Below are 18553 nucleotides of genomic sequence, written 5' to 3'. Positions count from 1 at the left end.
CGGCACCGCGAATGGGGACAATGGCAGCGTGCGCATCGCCATGCTCGGGCCGCTGGACGTACGAGACGGCACCGGCCGACCCGTCGAGATCAGTGGCTCCCGGCTGCGCGCGCTGCTGATCCGGTTGGCACTCGACACGGGCCGTTCGGTCCCGGTCGAGCGGTTGATCGAGGACCTGTGGGAGACCACGGCTCCGGCCGGGGCGGTCAACGCGCTCCAGGCCCTGGTCTCCCGGCTGCGCGGAGTCGGCGGCCGGGACGCCGTCGTCTCGACGCCGGGCGGCTACCGGCTCACGGCCGATCCCGCCGACGTCGACGCGGTCGCCTTCGAGCGTCTCGTCGCGGCCGCCCGTGCCGAGGGCGATCCGGCATGCCGGGCGGCGCTCTTGCGGGAGGCCCTCGGCCTGTGGCGCGGCCCGGCGCTCGCCGACGTCGCGGACATGGCCTTCGCCGCCGGTCCGATCGCGCGCCTGGAGGAGCTGCGGATCTCCGCCATCGAGGATCGGGGCGACGTGGAACTCGCCCTCGGCGACGGGGACCGGCTGGTCCCCGAGCTCGAAGAACTCGCCGTACGGCATCCCCTGCGCGAACGGCTGCGCGGGCAGCTCATGCGGGCGCTGTCCGCGGCCGGTCGGCGGGCCGACGCGCTGGCCGTGTACGAGCAGACCCGGCGGGAGCTCGCCGACGCGCTGGGCGTCGACCCGTCGCCGCAGCTGGCGGCGGTCCACCTGGCGATCCTGCGTGGCGAGACGGACGGGTCGGCCCACAGCGTTCCGCCGGTACCGGTGGAGGTTGGGCGGGACCCGTCACCGGACGGGCGTCCCGACCGGCGGAAGGGCCTCAGCAACCTGCCGGCCCAGCTCACGAGCTTCGTGGGCCGGGATCGCGAGCTGGACCGCGTCGGCGAGCTGCTCGCCGGGTCCCGGCTCGTCACGCTGACCGGACACGGCGGAGCGGGCAAGACCCGGCTGGCGATCGAGGCCGCGACCAGGGCGATCGCCGCCACGCCGGACGGTGTCTGGTTCGTCCCGCTCGCGCCCGTACGGGACGCGGCCGAGGTGCCGCAGGCCGTGGTGGTGGCGATGGGCGTCGCGGAGCCGATCCGGCTCATCGACGCGAAGGAGATCGTCTGGCCGCTGGACCGGCTCGTCGACGTCCTCGCGGACAAGCGGCTGCTCCTCGTGCTGGACAACTGCGAGCACCTGGTCGAAGCGGCCGCGCGGCTGGCGGATCGCGTGCTGGCCGCGGCGCCGGGCGTGCGGATCCTCATCACCAGCCGCGAGCCCCTCGGCATCACCGGCGAGTCCCTGTGCCCGGTGCTCTCGCTGCCGTTGCCTCCGGCGGACGCCGACGCCGAGACGGCCCTGGCCCATGACGCGATTCGGCTGTTCGCCGAACGGGCGGCGGCCGTCCGGCCCGGTTTCGTGGTCGACCCCGAGACCGTCGGGCCCGTCGTCCAGGTGTGCCGGGCCCTCGACGGCATCCCGCTCGCCATCGAGCTGGCCGCCGCCCGGCTTCGGGTGCTGACACCCGCGCAGGTGGCGTCCCGGCTCGACGACCGGTTCCGGTTGCTGACCGTCGGCAGCCGTACGGCGCTGCCGCAGCACCGGACGCTGCGGGCGATCGTGGACTGGAGCTGGGAACTGCTGGAGGACGCCGAACGCCGGGTGCTGCGGCGGCTCTCGGTGTTCACCGGGGGCGTCACGCCGGAGGCGGCCGACCAGGTCCTCGGCGAGGACGTCATCGACCTGATCACCTCCCTGGTCGACAAGTCGCTCGTGGTCGCGGAGGGTGACGCCGAGGTCCGGTACCGCTTGCTGGAGACCGTACGGGCGTACGCGGCCGAACGCCTCGCCGAGGCGGGCGAGGCCGAACGGTGGAAGGACGCGCACGCCGCGTACTTCCTGGATCTCGCCGAGCGGGCGGAGCCGGAGCTGCGGCGTCACGATCAGCTGCACTGGACCGCGCGCCTGAGCGCCGAGCGCGACAACTGCAACGCGGCGCTCCGCTATGCGGTCGACACCCGTGACGTGCCGACGGCCGTCCGTTTCGTCGGTGCGCTGGCGTGGTTCTGGGTCATGAGCGACCTCGAGACGGAGGCCGGAGGCTGGGCGGAGGAGGTCTGGGCGATCGTCGACGGCGGCGCGCCGGAGGGCGCCGAGGAGGCCTACGCCATCTGCGCCTTCTCGGCCGAGCTCGTGCGGGAGATGTCCCGCGGCGACGGACCGCGGACGGAGGCCCTGCGCGCGGCGATGGTGCGGGTGGCCTCCCACGTCCCCGACCAGCCCGCCCACCCGGTGCTGGCGATCTGCCGCCCGCTCACCGCCATCTTCGGCGGCGACCTCGAGGGATGCCTGCGGGGGCTGAGGGAGATCTCCGATCACCCCGATCCCTGGACCCGGGCGGCGGTGCGCGTGTTCCGGGCCTACCTCGCGGCGAACCGGGGAGCGGTCGAAGAGTGCCACACCGAGGCGGCCGAGGCGTACGCGGGCTTTCGGGAACTCGGCGAACGCTGGGGCATGGTCACCTGCCTGAGCATCCTCGCGGAGGTCGCGCTGGCCCAAGACCGTCCCGAGGACGCGATGCCCGCCGTGCGGGAGGCCTACGGATACGCCACCGAGGGGATCAGCCCGGATCAGGGGGCCATGCTGCTCATCCAGCTCGGCAGGGCACACGGCCAGGCGGGGGACGTCGAGCGGGCACGGGCCGAACTGCGGCAGGCGGTGCGCGCCGGCGAGCGGATCGGTGAGCACGGCCTCATCGCGTACGGCCACGTCTGGCTGAGCGAGCTCGCGCGTCGAGCCGGCGATCTGCGCGAGGCGAAGGACCTGCTGGAGCGGGCGCGCGCGGCCATCGAGCCGAGGAAGGCCCGGGTCGATATGGGGACGTGCGCGGCGACGACGTTCGGCCGCCTCGGCTGCCTCGCCGAACAGGAGGGCGACCTGGAGGCCTCCGCCCGATGGCACACCGAGGCCCTGGTGATGCTCGCGGAAGTCGGAAGGCTGCCGATCGACCAGACGGTGGGACCCGTCGTCGAGGGGATCGCGGCGCTGGCCGCGGCGCGCGGCGAGCACGCCAGGGCGGCGGAGCTCCTCGGCTGCGCGCACGCTCTGCAGGGCTTCGTCTCGCCGTGGAGCCTGGAGCACGACCGGGCCCGAGCCGCCGCGCTGGCCGCGCTCGGCGCCGACGCGTTCGAGGCGGCGTACGCGCGGGGCCGCCGGATCACGCGAGAGCAGGCGCTGACCCTTACGCCCTGAGTTCACGATCGACTCCCAGGGTGGGCAATTACATGATTACATGAGTACCTCATGGCTCTGCGGCTGGAGGAAGACCGTGATCGTCGAGTACATCCGTTACCGCGTCCCCGCCGACATGCGCGACGAGTTCGAGGCGGCGTACGCACGTGCCGCCGTGCCACTCGGCGCGGCACCCCAGTGCGTGGAGTACGAACTCACCCGGTGCACCGAGGACGAGCAGTCCTACATCCTGCGCATCTGCTGGACGTCCGAAGAGGGGCATCTCTCCGGGTTCCGGAAGAGCGCGAACTTCACGGCGTTCTTCGAGCAGATCGGGCCGTACGTCGACCAGATCGAGGAGATGCGGCACTACCGGCGCACCGCCGTGAAGGGCGCCGGCGGATCGGTGCCCACCCTGTACGACTGGGCCGGCGGAACGGAGGCCTTCGAGCGGCTCACCGCGGCGTTCTACCGTGAGGTTCTCAAGGACGACCTGGTGGGGCCGCTCTTCGCGCACATGGACGCCGACCACCCGAAATACGTCGCGATATGGCTGAGCGAGGTGTTCGGCGGACCGGCGCGCTACACCGAGCAGCGCGGCGGCTACCACCACATGCTGAGCCGGCACCTGGGAAAGGGCATCACCGAGCGGCAGCGCCGCCGGTGGGCCGAGCTTCTCCTCGACGCCGCCGACGAGGTCGGCCTGCCGGACGACCCGGAGTTCCGGGCGGCGTTCGTCGGTTACATCGAGTGGGGAACCCGCCTCGCCCTCGCCAACTCACAGCCGGGCGCCCACCCCGTGCAGCAGGCGCCCGTGCCCCACTGGGGCTGGGGCGTCGCACCGCCGTACGTCGGTGGATGACCTGCGGCTTTTGCGCGGTAAGTGAAGTCGGCCGGAAAGCGGCATCATGGTGGTCCGAGCAGCGACCGATGGGGGAACGATGGACGTCACGGTGACCAAGGCCGACGGCCGGTACGAGGCGCGGGTCGACGACCGGCCCGCCGGCCTCATGGACTACCGGGACGAGAACCGCCTCATGGTCATCACGCACACCGAGGTGGCGCCCGAGTTCGAGGGCCACGGGGTGGGCGGCGCGCTCGTCCGTACCGCGCTCGACGAGTGGCGGAAGGAGGGCCGGCGGGTGCTGCCGCTGTGTCCGTTCGCCAAGGCATGGATCGAGCGGCACCCCGAGTACGCCGACCTCGTCACCGGCAGCCACTCTTGACCAGGAGACCGGATGCGCGGCGGTCAGGGGAACCCACCGATCCAGTCACCAGCAGCCGCCCCTGACCGGGAGGCCCGGATGCGCGCCGGTCAGCTCGCCAGCTCGTCCCGCTTCGGGATCGGCGGCAGCCCGGCGAGGGCCGCCAGCGTCGCCTCGTCCAGCGGTACCTCCGGCAGCGGCGGCCGCCAGCCGGTCTCCGGGTCGTAGCGCCGAACCACCTTGGCGGGCACGCCGGCGATGACGGCGTGGTCGGGGAACTCCCCGCGTACGACCGCGCCTCCGGCGACGACGACGTTCCGGCCCAGGCGGGTGCCGGGCAGGACGATGGCGCCGGCGCCGAGCCAGCAGCCGTCGCCGATGACGACCGCGTCGTTGACCGGCCACTGCCGGCCTACGGGGACGTCCGGATCGGCGTAACCGTGGTTCTGGTCGGTGATGTAGACGTACGGCCCGGTGAAGACGTCATCGCCGATCTCGATCGACTCGTGACCGACGATGTGGCTGCCCCGCCCGATGGAGCAGGCCTTCCCGATCTTCACGATGGGGTCCGGGCCGAGGTCGAGGCCGGGGCCGAAGCCGGCCGAGATCGTGACGTGCACGCCGACGAGCGTGTCGTCGCCGATGTGGATCCAGGGTTCGCCGAACAGCGCACCCGTGGGAAAGCCGATGCAGACGCCCTTGCCCAGGTGGCCGAACCGCCGGCCCGCGGGGGTGCTCGGAGTGATCTCGCCGTGCCGGCGGACCCACTCCAAGCCCCGGTGCAGGGCCACCGCCACCACTCTGCGGGTCGCGGAACCCAGCAACGACCTTAGCGACATGCCGGAAACGGTACGGCATGTCCTGTCCATCTTGATCCCTAAGTGAAAACGGCGGCGAGCCCGGCCGTGAAGCCGGGCTCGCCGCCGATCGGGATCCGTCAGGACGTGTGCGCACGCTCCTCGGCGCCCTCGTCACCCGACACCGAGGAGAGACGCTCGGTCGGTGCCTCGGACTCCTCGGCCTGCTTGCGCGTCATGTTGCGACGCGTCGCGATCGCACCGGCGGCACCGAGGGCACCACCGACGGCCAGCAGCATGGCGGCCATGCCGCGCCGACCGCGCCGAGGCTGCGTCGGCTCGACCCGCCCGGCCGTCCGGCGAAGCATCGAACCGACCCGGGGGCCCAGCTCTTGCTCGACGTACGCGCCGGCCCGCTCGAGCCGCGGTGCGCTCCAGACGCGGGCGTTCTGCATGCCCGTCGAGGCCATCTGGCGCGCCTGACCCGCGGTGGGGGCGACCCGCTGCACGGTCCGCTGGGCGGCGCTCTGGGCCGTCAGCCTGGCGCCCTGCGCGGTCTGTCTGGCGCTCTGTGCCGTCTGCGCCGTCCGCTGAGCGGTCTGCTGCGCCGATCGGATGGCGCGTTTCTGCGCCCGGCTGAGCCCGGAGAGACGCAGCTGCCGCGCGCTGCGCAGGGCGCGCTTCTGCGCCTGGGTCAGCCGTGAACCGCGCAGCTTGACCTGCGGCTTCCTTCCGGTCATAGATCGTAGGGACATCGATACCCCTCCGTAATGTGCAGTCTCGACCAACCTGTTCCCACGGCAGGCGATGTCAATCACCGGATCAGTGAGGATGCCGTACGGCCGCCGGGTAGGGAGATCCTGTGGCCGCCGGAACCGCATGCCGTACGGCCGCCAGGACCGCACGCGTACGGGCACCGGGACCGCATGCCGGGGACGGCTGCCCCGCGTCCGACGCGGTCGGATGCCGTACGGCCATCGGAGCCGATGTCGTGCGGCCGCCGCGACGATGATGGCGGGGTCGTCCGGGACGCCGGTGAAGACAAGTAGCGTTGGCTACTTCAGTGACAGGTAACCGACGCGCCCACCGAGGGCACACCCCGAAACAAGGAGGCGGTCTCCATGGCCGGAGAACTCATCGCGACGCTGAACACCACCCTGGGCCCCATCGTCATCCGCCTGTTCCCCGATAAAGCTCCCAAGACCGTCGAGAATTTCGTCGGCCTCGCCGAGGGGACGAAGGAGTGGACCCACCCCGAGACCGGAGTGCGGTCGACCAACCCGCTCTACAACGGCACGATCTTCCACCGGGTCATCGACGGCTTCATGATCCAGGGCGGCGACCCGCTCGGCCAGGGCTTCGGCGGCCCGGGCTATGAGTTCGAGGACGAGATCCACAAGGACCTGCGCTTCGACCGGCCGTACCTCCTGGCGATGGCCAACGCCGGCGCGAACACCAACGGCTCGCAGTTCTTCGTGACCGTCGTCCCGACCTCGCACCTGAACGGCCGCCACACGATCTTCGGTGAGGTCGTGCAGGGCTCCGAGGTCGTCGACGCGATCGCCAAGACCGAAACCGGCCGGAACGACCGTCCGGTCAAGGACGTGGTTCTGGAATCGGTGACGATCGAGCGTCGTTAGACGGATAACCGGCCACCGACGAGAAGGCGACGATGAGCACCGATTCGCCGCAGCAGGCACCGGCTCCCGAGGCATCGATGTGCTATCGGCATCCGGACCGGGAGACGTACGTCCGCTGCACACGCTGCGACCGGCCCATCTGCCCGGACTGCATGCGCGTCGCCTCGGTGGGGCATCAGTGCCCCGAGTGCGTGCGCGATGGCAACCGTACGGTGCGTGAGGCGCGTACGGTGTTCGGCGGCCGGGTCCGGGCCCGGCCGGTGGTGACGCTGACGCTCATCGGCCTGAACGTCCTCGCCTACATCGGCGAGCTGGTGTCGCGGCCGTTCGTCGACCGGTTCGAGATGGTCGGCGGGATGACCGCGCACGGCGGGATCCCTGGATTCGGCGTCGTCGACGGCGAGTGGTACCGCCTCATCACGGCGGCGTTCCTGCACATGCCGATGAACGCGGGCAGTTTCGGCATCACCCACATCCTGTTCAACATGTGGGCGCTGTGGGTGCTCGGCCCGCAGCTCGAACAGGTGCTCGGCCGGCTGCGGTTCACCGTGCTGTACGTCCTGTCGGCGATCGGCGGGAACGTCCTGCTCTACCTCGTCGACCCGTCGCAGCCCGCCGTCGGCGCCTCCGGCGCGATCTTCGGGCTGTTCGCGGCGTTCTTCGTGGTCGGACGCCGGCTCGGCGTCGACACGCGCGGCATCGTCTTCCTCATCGTGATCAACCTGATGTTCACCTTCACCTTCCGCGGGATCTCCTGGGAAGGGCACGTCGGCGGGCTGGTCACGGGTGCGGTGCTCGCGGTGGCGTTCGCCTACGCTCCGCGGGGGCGGCAGAAGGTCGTGCAGGTCGCCGCGTCGGCGGTCGTCGCGGCGCTGCTCGTGATCCTCACCGTGGTGCAGACCGCCGCGCTCACGTCGTGAAGCCTCTCCCGCGCGGGTCAAGGGATCCGCGCGGGAGAGGACACGACGCATGGAGCGACGAGGCTCGGCACGGTCCGCCCGTGACGAGCGGAGGAGACGAGCTGGGGATCATCGCTGTGGATAACCCACAGGGCGATCCACAGCCTGTGGATAACCGTGTGGGGAAGTCAACGCCAGCGCGTCGACAGCACCACGCCGATCACGATCACGCCGAACCCGATCAGCAGGTTCCAGTTGCTCAGCGACGTGATCACCGGCACCGTCGCGCTGACACTCGCGGTGATGTAGTAGACCGCGATCCAGGCGAGGCCGAGCAGCCAGCAGCCCACCATCGTCGGCACCAGCCACCGGGGGCTGACCGAGACCTTCTGCGAGCGCTGCGGCGGGGTGTAGACGGCCTTCTTGCGGACCTTCGACTTGGGCACGGTGGGTCTCTCCTCGGGGCGGAACGCGGCCGCACGCCGGGTCCGCGCATGGGTCAATTTGTCAGTTAGCGTAGTCGCTGGTGAGCAGCGTACGACCTTATTGGGGGCGGTGGGGTGTCGCGATGCGGCCAAAACCCGGCAGCGGCGGGATGAACGGCTCCGGCCGGGCGTGGCGGTACGCCATCCCCGCGCTGACGATCTTCGCCGGCATCCTGTTCACGGCCAGCGCGAGCACCGCGCACGGAACGGACCTGCGCGGCGGCAGCCGCACGAAGATCACCGAGCTCATCGCCCAGGAACAGCGGCAGTACCAGGGCTCCCAGGTGCGCTATGGCCATCTGCGGCGGCAGGTGGAGGGCCTCATACGGGCGGCCGGGCAGCGGGACGCCCGCGTGAAGGCGGCCCAGGAGGACGCCGACCGCCTCGCGGCCCGTACGGGCTTCGCACCGCTCACCGGACGCGGCGTCCGCGTCACCCTCGACGACGCGCCCGCCGGCCGGCGGATCCCCGGCGACCCCGGCCCCGACGACCTCGTGGTACACCAGCAGGACGTCCAGGCCGTCGTCAACGCCCTGTGGACCGGGGGTGCCACGGGCGTGCAAATAATGGATCAACGATTGATCTCGACCAGCGCCGTCCGTTGCGTCGGCAATACCCTCATCCTCCAGGGCGTCGTCTACTCGCCGCCGTTCCGGATCACCGCCACGGGCGACCCGGGCCGGCTACGGGCGGCGCTCGACACCTCGCCGGCCATCCAGGTCTACCGACAGTACGTCGCCGAATATGGACTCGGGTACACCGTGACGCCCCTCAAGAAGACCACGCTGCCCGCCTACACGGGCAACGTGCAGCCCAAGTACGCCACCGCCCTGGAGCCCGACGGTGCGAACACTCATCCGTAGCCTCGGCGAGCTGTGCATCACGGCCGGGGCCGTGCTGCTGCTGTTCGTCGCGTACGAGCTCTGGGGGACGGGCGCCTACACGCAGGCCCAGCAGCGCAAGCTGGACAGCGAGCTCAACCGCACCTGGGCGGCGCCGCCGCCCAAGGCCCGGGGCGGTGCCGTGACGGCCGAGCGCGTGCGTCTCGGCCACGGCCTCGCCCTGATCCGGATCCCCCGGCTCGGCAAGGACTTCCACTATGTGATCATCGAGGGCGTCTCCGTCGCTGACCTGCGCAAGGGCCCCGGGCACTACCCGGGCACGGCGATGCCGGGGCAGATCGGCAACTTCGTCGTCTCCGGGCACCGGACGACCTACCTGGCGCCCTTCAACCGCATCGACGAGCTGCGCCCTGGCGACAAGATCCTCATCGACACCCGGGCCCGCCAGTACATCTACCAGGTGACCGGCATGACGGTGGTGTCGCCCAATGACATCAACGTCGCGGCCCCGGTGCCGGAGCATCCTTCCAAGGACCCGACCGACCGGCTGATCACACTCACCACCTGCCATCCGAAGTACTCCGCCGCACACCGGCTCATCGTGTTCGGGCGGATGGTCGGCTCCATCCCACGGGTGAACGGAGCGAGTTCTTAAGATGTACGGATGGCTGTGGCGGCACCTGCCCGGTGGCCCGCTGACGCGGGTCTACACCGCCGTGGTGGCCGTGCTCGTGGTCGGCGCCCTGCTCTGGTACGTCGTCTTCCCGTGGTTCGAACCGAAGATTCAGTTCGATCACGGGACGGTCGATGACGGCGGCACCTCGACTACGGCACCCCCGACTCCGGGGGCAAAACACCGGTAAAAAGAATATTGGGAGACCCTGTAACGCCATGGGCGGTAAGACGGATCTTCCGAGTGAGGGCTTCCGCCGTTGCCCCCGAGCGGCGGAAGCCCTCCCTCATGTCCACCCCCTGGCCGGGGTGCTGCGGCACTGTCCGTGGAAGAGCGCCTTACGGCGTCCCTGAAGCCGCCTCACGGCGCCCGAAGCGGCGCAGGACACCTCCGAGAGCACGCGCCCGTGCCATGCGGCCTTACGGCCGGAAAACGAACGGCGTCCCCGCCCCTGGAGGGACGAGGACGCCGTTCAGCCGATACTCCGTCAGAAGTTCGGGAAGCCGCCGCCTCCCGTGTCGCTCGGGTTCGGGCTGGGCGGAGGTTGTTGTTGCTGCTGCTTGGCGACGATCAACGTGACCGTGCTGCTGCGGTTCGCCGTGTCGCCCTCGTTCGGGTTCTGCTGGAGGACTGTGCCCGGGGTCTGCCCTTCCTGCGCGGGGACGAGCTGGACGCGGACCTTGAAACCGTTGCTCTTCAGATCCGCCTTGGCGTCCTCGACCGGCTTCCCGACCTCGTTCGGCACCACGGTCTTGCCGGGCCCGTCGGAGATGGTCAGGATGACCTCGGTGTCCTTGGCGACCTTCGAGCCGGACGCCGGATCCGAACTGATCACGTTGCCCTTGGGAACGGTCGAGCTGTTCTGCTTCTGCGTGTCGCCGACCTTGAGGCCGACGCCCTCCAGGGCGCTCTTGGCCTCGTCCTGGCTCTTGCCCTTGAGCGGCGGCACCGTCACCTTGGGCTTGCCGGTCGAGACGACCAAGGTGACCTCGGTGGTCGTCAGCTTGGCCTTGTCGATCTTGGTGTTCTCGTTCGGCGTGACGCTGATGACCTTGCCGCTGTCGACCTGATCGCTCGACTTCTTCTTGGTCTTGATGTTGCCGTCGACGATGCCGATGCCCTCGAGCTGCTGCTTGGCGGCGTCCTGGTCGTTGCCGACGATGCCGGAGGGGATGGCGACCGTCGTGGCTTCCTTCGCGCCGCCCCCGTTGCTGAACATGAAGTACAGCGCCGTCACCGCGCCCGCGGCGAGCAGGCCGACGACCAGCCAGAGCGCGACCTTCTTGCCGCGACCCTCCGGTCTCTCCGGCTCGCCGTAGTTCACCGGGGGCAGGTCGTAGCCCATCGTCGTCGGCCGGGCCGCCTGGGTCGGCGGGCCGCCCTGCATGACCTGGGTGCCACCGTTCAGCGCCATGGTCGGGGCCGAGACCGGCATGCCCTGCAGGGCGCGCTGGATGTCGGCGCGCATCTCGGCCGCGCTCTGGTAGCGGTAGTTCGGGTCCTTCGTGAGCGCCTTCATGACGATCGCGTCGGCCCAGTGGGGGATGGACGGGTCGTAGTGCGACGGCGGCGACGCCTCTTCCCGTACGTGCTGGTACGCGATGGCCACCGGCGAGTCGCCCTGGAACGGCGGCCGCCCGGTGAGCAACTCGAACAGCACACAGCCGGTGGAGTAGAGGTCGCTGCGGGCGTCGACCCGCTCACCTCGCGCCTGCTCCGGCGAGAGGTACTGCGCCGTGCCGATGACCTGCGCCGTCGCCGTCATCGTGGCGGCGGAGTCGGCCATCGCGCGGGCGATGCCGAAGTCCATGACCTTGACCTCGCCGCCGGCGGTCAGCATCACGTTGGCCGGCTTGATGTCACGGTGCACGATCCCGCCGCGGTGGCTGTAGTCCAGCGCGCGCAGGATGCCGTCCGCCATCTCCATGGCCCGCTCGGGCGCCAGCTTCTGCTCGTCGCGCAGGACGTCGCGGAGCGTGCGGCCCTCGACGAACTCCATGACGATGTACGGGACGGGATTGCCGTCCATGACGTCTTCGCCCGTGTCGTACACGGCGATGACCGATGGATGATTGAGTGATGCGGCGGACTGCGCCTCTCGGCGGAACCGCGCCTGGAACGTCGGATCCCGGGCCAGGTCGGCCCGAAGCGTCTTGATCGCTACAATTCGATCAAGACGGAGATCTCGAGCTCGGTAGACCTCGGCCATGCCACCACGCCCGATGACACCATCGAGCTCGTAGCGACCACCGAGTAGCCGAGGCTGAGTCATGTCTCGCACTTTCCCTCGTCGTCTACACCATGCTCTCCGAACCTAGCCGCCTGGAGAACTGTCGCCAGGCGACGGTGTCGGAGACGCAGACGGCTCCGCCGTCCGCGTGGTAGGCGTCGGTTTCGGGGTTCTCCTCGTTCTGGTCGGTTTCGGGGCGGCCGCCGAGCTCTTGGTCGAACTCGGCGTCGGGCTGGGGGTCGTCCGTTCGAAGGTCGAACCCGAGGGTACGGGGCGATCCGTCGGCTCGCCAAGGTGGGGCCCCCGGATGTGCCTGGTCGGCGCGGTGCGACCGACCTGCTGAACCCGGTTGCCGTCCACGAGCTTAGTGTGACCAGGGCCCTTCCACAGGGCACCGACGGTGAACACGCCGACGCCGATGAGGACGGCCGCCGTGGCCCCGGTGAGCACCATGGGGAGGAGGAGCCCGCGTCGGTGCTTGGGAGCCCTCCGGGATCCTCCGGTTCGCGCGGCACCGATCCGTTCGGTCGCCGAGCCGACCGCGTCGGGCGAGGCCTGCGGCCGGTACACCGGGCTCTCTGCCGTCCAGGACGCCTCCGGCGACCACGGCTGGGACGCGGGACCCTCCCCCGACCACGGCCGGGAGGCCGGCCCATCCGCCGACCAGCGGTCGGCGACCGGGCTCTGGACCGTCCATCCGTGCGCGGCGGCGGTCTCCTCGGCCGAGGCGTCGTCGCCGATGCCGAGCGAGTGGCGGATGGCGTAGGCACCCTCGGCCACCTCGCGCGCCGAGCGCGGACGGTCTTCGGGGTGCTTGGCCAGCAGCGCGCCGACCAGGCCGCGGACGGCCCGCGCCATCGATTCGGGCAGCGGCGGAGGCTCCTCGCGTACGTGCTTGAGCGCGAGCGCGACCGGCGTGTCGGCGACGAACGGCGGCCGCCCGGACAGGCATTCGAACGCCACGACGCCGAGGGAGTACAGGTCGGCGGCCGGAGTCACCCGCTTGCCCGTCGCCTGCTCCGGCGAGACGTACTGGGCGGTGCCCATGACCATGCCGGTCTGGGTCATCGACGAGTCGCCGCCGCCACGCGCGATGCCGAAGTCGGTGATCTTCACGGTGCCGTCGGCGGTCACCATCAGGTTGCCGGGTTTGATGTCCCGGTGGATGATGCCCGCCGAGTGGGCGACCTGAAGGGCCTGCGCGGCCTGCCCGATGACGTCCAGCGTCGTGTCGACCGACAGCCGCCCGTCGCGGGCGAGGATGCGCGAGAGCGTCTCGCCCGGGACGAGCTCCATCACGAGGTAGGCGAGGTCGTCCTGCTCGCCGTAGTCGTACACCTGCGCGATGCCACCGTGCTGCAGCCCCGCGGCGAACCGCGCCTCCGCGCGAAAGCGGCCCCGGAAGGTCTCGTCGTCGAGGTACTGCTGTTTGAGCAGCTTGACCGCCACCGGCCGGCCGAGGAGCCGGTCGGTGGCCTTCCAGACCTCGCCCATCCCACCGACGGCCAGACGCTCGTCCAGCACGTATCGGTTGCTCAGGACGTCCGGGGCAGTCATCGTCAGCGCACCGCCTGGACCATTTTCAGGGCGATCGGTGCCGAGAACTTCGCGCCGGTCGACCCACTCGGACCCTCGGTGACCACGGCGAAGGCGATCTTGGGGTTGTCCTTCGGGGCGAACCCGACGAACCAGTCCTCGTTGATCCCGCCGATGCCGGTCTCGGCCGTTCCGGTCTTGCCGGCGATGTCCTGACCGCCGACATCGTTCGCCGCCGTACCGCGCTCGACGACCGCCCGCATCATCTGCTGGAGCTGCTGGGCGGTGTCGGAGCTGATCGGCTGCCCGAGCTGTTTCGGCTCGGCGGTCACCAGCTCGGACTGGTCCTGAGCGACGACCCGCTTGACGAGGTACGGCTTCATCATCTTGCCGTCGTTGGCCACCGTCTGCGCGACCATCGCCATCTGCAGCGGCGAGGCGGTGACGACCTCCTGGCCGATGCCGCTGCGGGCCAGTTGGTCGCCGTCGATCTGCTTGGTCGGGTAGACGCTGGTGGCGCTGGAGACCTCTTTCTCGATCTGGGTGGGCGTGTTGAAGCCGAACTTGGCCGCCATCGCGCCGAGCCGCTGCTGCCCCAGCTGGCCCGCGAGCCGGGCGAACGTCGAGTTGCAGGACGCCGCGAACGAGTCGATGAGCGCCGGAGAGCCGGTGCACTTGGCCTCGTCGCCGTCGGAGTTGTGCAGGGTCTTGCCCGTCACGGGCAGGTGGAACTCATTGGCGTCGAACGGCGAGTCCTTGGTGCCCAGCCCGCCCTCGATGGCCGCGGCCGAGTCGATGATCTTGAAGGAGGAGCCCGGCGCGAACGTCTCGCGCGTCGCGTAGTTCAACATCGGGTCGGGCTTCTTCTTCAGCGCGGCGAAGGCCTTGGTCGCCTTGTCCCCGTCGTGGACGGCGACGTCGTTCGTGTCGTAGGACGGGAAGGAGGCCATCGCCAGGATCGCGCCCGTCTTGACGTCGAGGGCGACCGCCGCGCCGCGCCGGATCGTCTGGTTCTTGACGCCGCTGTAGGCGGCCTGCTGCGCGTCCGGGTCGATCGTCGTCTGGACGGTCGCACCGGCGGCCTTCTTACCGACGAGGGCGTCGAACCAGTTGTGCAGGGCCAGCCGCTTGTCGGTGCCGTCCAGCAGGGGGTTCTCCGCGCCCTCCAGGCCCGTACGGCTGAACACGCTGACGTAGCCGGTGATCGGGGAGTACAGCGTGCCCTGGTTGTAGTGCCGCTGGTAGTTCTTCCCGTCCTTGTCCGTCTTGGTGGAGTAGGCGAGCGTGACCTTCCCGGCCATGATCGGGCCGCGGTTGTACTGCCACTGCTGCGCGAACTGGCGGGAGTTCAGCGAGGAGGTCCTCAGCTTGTCCGCCTGCGACCCCTGGATGTAGTTCACGTTAATGATCAGAATGACCATCAACAGCAGGCCGGCCACCGCGACCTTACGGAGCGGCTTGTTCACCTCGTGCTCACCACCTGGGTCATTCCCTCGTCCTGTATCGGCTGCGGCGCGGGTCTCCGCGCCGTGTCGCTGATGCGGATCAGAATGGCGATCAGAATCCAGTTGGCGAGCAGCGACGACCCTCCCTGGGCGAGGAACGGTGTGGTCAGACCGGTCAGCGGGATCAGCTTGGTGACACCGCCGACGATGACGAAGACCTGGAGCGCGAAGACGAACGACACACCGCCGGCGAACAGCTTCGCGAAGTTGTCCTTCGTCGCCAGCGCCGCCTTCATGCCCCGCTGCACGATCAGCCCGTACACCAGGAGGATGACCATGACGCCGGTCAGGCCGAGCTCCTCGCCGAAGGAGGTGAAGATGAAGTCGCTGTAGGACAGCGGGGTCCGCCACGGCTCGCCCTGCCCGAGGCCCGTGCCGAGCACGCCGCCCTGTCCCATCGAGAACAGGCCGAACATCAGCTGGCTGCTGTCCGCGACGTACTGACCGCCCTTGGCGGCGCAGACGTCGGCGTGCGTCTGGTTGATGATCTTTCCGCCGATCCGGCAGCCGCCGTCGAAGTACGCCTGCGGATCGAGCCAGGTGTCGATTCGCTGCGCGACGTGCGGTATCTCCGGCGCGACCAGACAGGCGAGGGCCAGGAGCAATACGCCGATCATGACCCACATGAAGCGCTCGGTCGCGACGTACAGCATGCTGACGAACAGCCCGAAGAACAGGATGGCCGTGCCGAAGTCGTTCTCCAGCGCCAGGACGCCGAGGCAGATCACGAAGATGACGAGGATCGGGCCGAGGTCACGGGCTCGGGGCAGGTTCACCGGACCGAGCTTCTTGCCCACGATCGACAGCGACTGACGCTTGTTGACCAGGTATCCGGCGAAGAACGCCACCAGCGCGAGCTTGGAGAACTCACTCGGCTGGATCGAGATACCGCCGATGCGGATCCAGATCTTCGCGCCCAGCGCGCCACTGATCGATGAGGGCAGGAAGCCCGGGAGGGCGAGGAAGAACAGGCCGACGGCGCCGATCGTGTACATGTACCGCTGAAGGATCTTGATCTCCTTCAGCACCAGTAGCGTCACGGCGAAGAAGACCATGCCGAGTGCGGTCCACATCAACTGGTTGGTCGTCGAAGGCCCGAAGTAGGTGATGTGCTTGCCTGCGGCGATGGCCTTCTTCTGGTCGGCGCTGGTCTTGAGGTCCAGCCGGTAGATCATGGCCAGCCCGAGGCCGTTGAGGAACACGGCCATCGGAAGCAGCAGCGGATCGGCGTGCGGCGCGAAGCGGATGACGACGAAATAGGCACCCGCGGCGAGGATCGCGAGGCCTATCCCGTACCCGTACATGCCGGCGGGCAGACTGCCGTCTCGGGCGAGACCCACCTGGGCGAAGCCCGCGATGGTGATCACCATCGCGAAGATGAGCATCGCCAGTTGGGCGCTCCGCCGCGGGCGGGTCGCGATCTGAACGTCGGGTTCGGCGGCTACAGAAGTCATCAGTGCTTATTGCTCGGCTTAGGACAGTCGGATCCGGCAGAGGAGCTCGTCTTGCACCTGTCGGCTTGGTCCTTCAGATCGGTGACCTTGGCGCGGGCCTGATCGATGTTGTCGACGGGGATGCCCTTGTGGACGCTGTCCTTGGCCGCCTTGGGGAGCTGGCTCGTGTGCAGCGACGGATCGGGCGTATCGATGACCTTCTCGTCGCAGCCCTTCGTCTTCTGGCCCTTGCCCTTCCAGATCGTCACGACGCCCTGCGGGTTGTCGGACACGACCAGGTGGCAGACCTGCTGCCGCAGGCTGGCGATGGTGTTGCGGGCCTTCGTCAGGCTGTCGAGATTGTCGATCGTGTGACTCACGGAGTTGCGGGCGTCCGCGGTGAGGTCCTCGACCTTCAGCGTGGGGCTCGGGCGCTCCTCCAGGTGGGACAGCTTCAAGCCCAGGATGTCCTGGTTGATCCCCTGGTAGATGACGACCTGACCGTCGTCCGCCGCGACGTAGTACTGCCCCTGGATCGTGTCCCACGCGACGTACGACCCGCCCGCGGCCAGCAGGACCACGGCCCCGGCCGCGGCGACCAGCCACGGCCAGCGGCGCCGACGCCGCCCCACCGCCATCTGCGGCAGCGTGTCCTCCGGCTGATGACCGATCGCCGGCATGTCCGCCACGGTCACGGGCGCGGGCTGCTGCTGCGGGTCCCGCAGCTGGGCGGCCCGCTGCGCCGGGGTCTCCCCGGCCATCGCGCCGGGCGGCGGCATGTCCGCCTCGCCCCGAGTACGGCCGGCGTTCTGCGCGGCACCCGCCGTGATCGGCACCGACGGCGGGCCCTGCTGCTGCTCCAGCTCCACGACGTCCGCCACCACGCACGTGATGTTGTCCGGGCCGCCACCGCGGTTCGCCAGGTCGATGAGCTGGCGAACGGCCTGGTCCGGCTCCGGCACCGTGCTCAGCGCGTGGTGGACCGTCTCCGCGCTCACCACCGTGCTCAGACCATCGGAGCACAGGAGGTAGCGGTCGCCGATCTGCGCCTCGCGCAGCGAGATGTCCGGATCGACCTCGCCCCGGCCGTCGAGCGCCCGCAGCAACAGGGAACGCTGCGGGTGTGAAGCGGCCTCGTCCAGGGTGATCCGGCCCTCGTCGACGAGCGACTGCACGAGGGTGTGGTCATGGGTGATCTGGAACAGCTCGCCGTTCCGCAGGAGGTACGCGCGGGAGTCGCCGATATGGACGAGGGCGACCTGCGGGCCGTTCCAGAGCATCGCGGTCAGAGTGCAGCCCATCCCCTGCAGGGACGGATCGTCCTCGACGATGCTGTGCAACGTCTCGTTGGCGCGATGCACCGCCTGCTCGAGTACGCCGACCAGCTCATGCGGAGGGACGTCGTGATCGAGCGGCTTCAGGGTCTCGATGGCCGCGGCGCTGGCGATCTCGCCGCCGACATGGCCGCCCATGCCGTCGGCCACCGCGAGCAACCGGGGCCCGGCGTACGCCGAGTCCTCGTTGCCCTCGCGGAGCATGCCGACGTCCGACCGGGCGGCGAAACGAATTCCGATGGTCATTTGCGCAGCTCTATGACGGTCTTCCCGATGCGGATCGGTACGCCAACGGGGACGGGTTCCGGCCTGCTCACCTTGGCGCGCCCGAGGAAGGTGCCGTTCGTCGAACCGAGATCCTCCACGAACCACTGACCGTTCTGCGAGAAGAGCCGGGCATGCCGTCCCGAAGAGTAGTCGTCTCCGAGAGGCAGCGTGACGTCATTGGCACGACCCATTGTTATCTCCGTGCCGACGAGATCCATCGTCGTGCCGGCCCGGGCACCTTCGGTGATCACCAGCTTGGTCGGGTCCGCCCGCCTGGCACGCGGCGGCGCCGCCGACCGAGGCGGCCGGGCGGGCTGAGCGGCCTGCCGAGGCCGCGCCGCCTTCGCAGCGGCCTTCGAACCCCACAGGTCGGCACGGATGACGCCCGCGGCCGCGATGACGAACAGCCACAACACGGCTAGGAACGCCACCTTCATGAGCGTCAGGGTGATTTGGTTCATCGGAGTCGGAG

17 protein-coding genes are annotated in these 18553 nt (G+C 69.8%); 8 read left to right on the top strand and 9 right to left on the bottom strand.

What is annotated here, in order from left to right; all coding sequences use genetic code 11:
- Window positions 1-28 precede the first annotated feature (28 nt).
- The 3 genes from AB0I04_RS10775 to AB0I04_RS10765 all read left to right on the top strand — a co-directional run bounded on the left by AB0I04_RS10775 (window position 29) and on the right by AB0I04_RS10765 (window position 4461).
- Window positions 29-3256 (top strand): BTAD domain-containing putative transcriptional regulator, encoded by a 3228-nt coding sequence (locus tag AB0I04_RS10775; RefSeq protein ID WP_360881969.1) that lies wholly within the window; start codon window positions 29-31, stop codon window positions 3254-3256.
- Window positions 3257-3296: 40 nt separating this feature from the next.
- The gene (locus tag AB0I04_RS10770) at window positions 3297-4097 is read left to right on the top strand and encodes an antibiotic biosynthesis monooxygenase (protein WP_360881967.1); all 801 of its coding nucleotides are present in this window, start codon (window positions 3297-3299) and stop codon (window positions 4095-4097) included.
- Between the two features lie 79 nt (window positions 4098-4176).
- Complete coding sequence (locus tag AB0I04_RS10765) at window positions 4177-4461, top strand: GNAT family N-acetyltransferase (protein ID WP_360881965.1); 285 nt, start codon at window positions 4177-4179, stop codon at window positions 4459-4461.
- An 89-nt stretch (window positions 4462-4550) separates the two neighbouring features.
- On the opposite strand, the gene AB0I04_RS10760 is transcribed toward AB0I04_RS10765, so the two are convergent.
- Entirely contained in the window at window positions 4551-5279 is a 729-nt protein-coding gene (locus AB0I04_RS10760; RefSeq protein WP_360881963.1) for an acyltransferase, read from the bottom strand.
- Between the two features lie 98 nt (window positions 5280-5377).
- Window positions 5378-5992 carry a hypothetical protein gene (locus AB0I04_RS10755; RefSeq protein WP_360881961.1) on the bottom strand — a complete coding sequence of 205 codons (615 nt, stop codon included), beginning with the start codon at window positions 5990-5992 and terminating at the stop codon, window positions 5378-5380.
- Between the two features lie 366 nt (window positions 5993-6358).
- Here AB0I04_RS10755 and AB0I04_RS10750 point away from each other — a divergent pair, with 366 nt between their 5' ends.
- Entirely contained in the window at window positions 6359-6877 is a 519-nt protein-coding gene (locus AB0I04_RS10750; RefSeq protein ID WP_360881959.1) for a peptidylprolyl isomerase, read from the top strand.
- Window positions 6878-6909: 32 nt separating this feature from the next.
- Window positions 6910-7797: a rhomboid family intramembrane serine protease gene (locus tag AB0I04_RS10745; protein ID WP_360881957.1), complete on the top strand. Its 888-nt coding sequence runs from the start codon at window positions 6910-6912 to the stop codon at window positions 7795-7797.
- A gap of 167 nt (window positions 7798-7964) precedes the next feature.
- On the opposite strand, the gene AB0I04_RS10740 is transcribed toward AB0I04_RS10745, so the two are convergent.
- The gene (locus tag AB0I04_RS10740; RefSeq protein ID WP_360881955.1) at window positions 7965-8222 is read right to left on the bottom strand and encodes a cell division protein CrgA; all 258 of its coding nucleotides are present in this window, start codon (window positions 8220-8222) and stop codon (window positions 7965-7967) included.
- 80 nt (window positions 8223-8302) lie between these two features.
- Between AB0I04_RS10740 and AB0I04_RS10735 the strand changes: the two genes are divergently transcribed.
- The 3 genes from AB0I04_RS10735 to AB0I04_RS10725 are packed head-to-tail and all read left to right on the top strand — an operon-like array spanning window position 8303 to window position 9966.
- Window positions 8303-9124, top strand: a complete 822-nt coding sequence (locus AB0I04_RS10735) for a DUF881 domain-containing protein (protein ID WP_360881953.1) — start codon at window positions 8303-8305, stop codon at window positions 9122-9124.
- Window positions 9105-9758 (top strand): class E sortase, encoded by a 654-nt coding sequence (locus tag AB0I04_RS10730; RefSeq protein WP_360881951.1) that lies wholly within the window; start codon window positions 9105-9107, stop codon window positions 9756-9758. The genes AB0I04_RS10735 and AB0I04_RS10730 overlap by 20 nt, the downstream gene beginning before the upstream one ends.
- Before the next feature lies 1 nt (window position 9759).
- On the top strand, window positions 9760-9966 hold the full coding sequence (locus AB0I04_RS10725; protein ID WP_360881949.1) for a hypothetical protein: 207 nt from the start codon (window positions 9760-9762) through the stop codon (window positions 9964-9966).
- Between the two features lie 297 nt (window positions 9967-10263).
- Here the strand turns inward: AB0I04_RS10725 and pknB are convergent, their stop codons facing one another.
- From pknB to AB0I04_RS10695, 6 genes are read right to left on the bottom strand one after another with little or no spacing between them, the layout of a single operon-like run.
- Window positions 10264-12048: a Stk1 family PASTA domain-containing Ser/Thr kinase gene (pknB, locus tag AB0I04_RS10720; RefSeq protein WP_360881947.1), complete on the bottom strand. Its 1785-nt coding sequence runs from the start codon at window positions 12046-12048 to the stop codon at window positions 10264-10266.
- A gap of 42 nt (window positions 12049-12090) precedes the next feature.
- Window positions 12091-13563 carry a serine/threonine-protein kinase gene (locus AB0I04_RS10715; RefSeq protein ID WP_360881945.1) on the bottom strand — a complete coding sequence of 491 codons (1473 nt, stop codon included), beginning with the start codon at window positions 13561-13563 and terminating at the stop codon, window positions 12091-12093.
- Between the two features lie 2 nt (window positions 13564-13565).
- Window positions 13566-15008 (bottom strand): penicillin-binding protein 2, encoded by a 1443-nt coding sequence (locus tag AB0I04_RS10710; protein ID WP_360881943.1) that lies wholly within the window; start codon window positions 15006-15008, stop codon window positions 13566-13568.
- Window positions 15005-16501, bottom strand: coding sequence for an FtsW/RodA/SpoVE family cell cycle protein (locus tag AB0I04_RS10705; RefSeq protein WP_360881941.1), 1497 nt, complete (start codon window positions 16499-16501; stop codon window positions 15005-15007). Before AB0I04_RS10705 ends, AB0I04_RS10710 begins: the two co-directional genes overlap by 4 nt.
- Complete coding sequence (locus AB0I04_RS10700) at window positions 16501-18060, bottom strand: PP2C family serine/threonine-protein phosphatase (protein WP_360881939.1); 1560 nt, start codon at window positions 18058-18060, stop codon at window positions 16501-16503. Before AB0I04_RS10700 ends, AB0I04_RS10705 begins: the two co-directional genes overlap by 1 nt.
- The gene (locus AB0I04_RS10695; protein ID WP_360881937.1) at window positions 18057-18542 is read right to left on the bottom strand and encodes an FHA domain-containing protein; all 486 of its coding nucleotides are present in this window, start codon (window positions 18540-18542) and stop codon (window positions 18057-18059) included. The genes AB0I04_RS10700 and AB0I04_RS10695 overlap by 4 nt, the downstream gene beginning before the upstream one ends.
- Between the last annotated feature and the right edge of the window lie 11 nt (window positions 18543-18553).

This window comes from Actinoallomurus sp. NPDC050550 (assembly GCF_040655075.1).
Taxonomy (GTDB): domain Bacteria; phylum Actinomycetota; class Actinomycetes; order Streptosporangiales; family Streptosporangiaceae; genus Actinoallomurus.
The sequence above is the reverse complement of the archived record's forward strand: the minus strand, read 5'-3'. Positions and strand labels throughout refer to the sequence as shown.

Excerpts from the sequence above, each read along its gene's own strand:
- AB0I04_RS10760 (WP_360881963.1), bottom strand. The coding sequence starts at position 5,279 with ATGTCGCTAAGGTCGTTGCTGGGTTCCGCGACCCGCAGAGTGGTGGCG.
- AB0I04_RS10695 (WP_360881937.1), bottom strand. The coding sequence starts at position 18,542 with ATGAACCAAATCACCCTGACGCTCATGAAGGTGGCGTTCCTAGCCGTG.
- AB0I04_RS10745 (WP_360881957.1), top strand. The coding sequence starts at position 6,910 with ATGAGCACCGATTCGCCGCAGCAGGCACCGGCTCCCGAGGCATCGATG.
- AB0I04_RS10725 (WP_360881949.1), top strand. The coding sequence starts at position 9,760 with ATGTACGGATGGCTGTGGCGGCACCTGCCCGGTGGCCCGCTGACGCGG.
- AB0I04_RS10700 (WP_360881939.1), bottom strand. The coding sequence starts at position 18,060 with ATGACCATCGGAATTCGTTTCGCCGCCCGGTCGGACGTCGGCATGCTC.
- AB0I04_RS10755 (WP_360881961.1), bottom strand. The coding sequence starts at position 5,992 with ATGTCCCTACGATCTATGACCGGAAGGAAGCCGCAGGTCAAGCTGCGC.
- AB0I04_RS10765 (WP_360881965.1), top strand. The coding sequence starts at position 4,177 with ATGGACGTCACGGTGACCAAGGCCGACGGCCGGTACGAGGCGCGGGTC.
- AB0I04_RS10705 (WP_360881941.1), bottom strand. The coding sequence starts at position 16,501 with ATGACTTCTGTAGCCGCCGAACCCGACGTTCAGATCGCGACCCGCCCG.
- AB0I04_RS10750 (WP_360881959.1), top strand. The coding sequence starts at position 6,359 with ATGGCCGGAGAACTCATCGCGACGCTGAACACCACCCTGGGCCCCATC.
- AB0I04_RS10770 (WP_360881967.1), top strand. The coding sequence starts at position 3,297 with ATGAGTACCTCATGGCTCTGCGGCTGGAGGAAGACCGTGATCGTCGAG.
- pknB (WP_360881947.1), bottom strand. The coding sequence starts at position 12,048 with ATGACTCAGCCTCGGCTACTCGGTGGTCGCTACGAGCTCGATGGTGTC.
- AB0I04_RS10715 (WP_360881945.1), bottom strand. The coding sequence starts at position 13,563 with ATGACTGCCCCGGACGTCCTGAGCAACCGATACGTGCTGGACGAGCGT.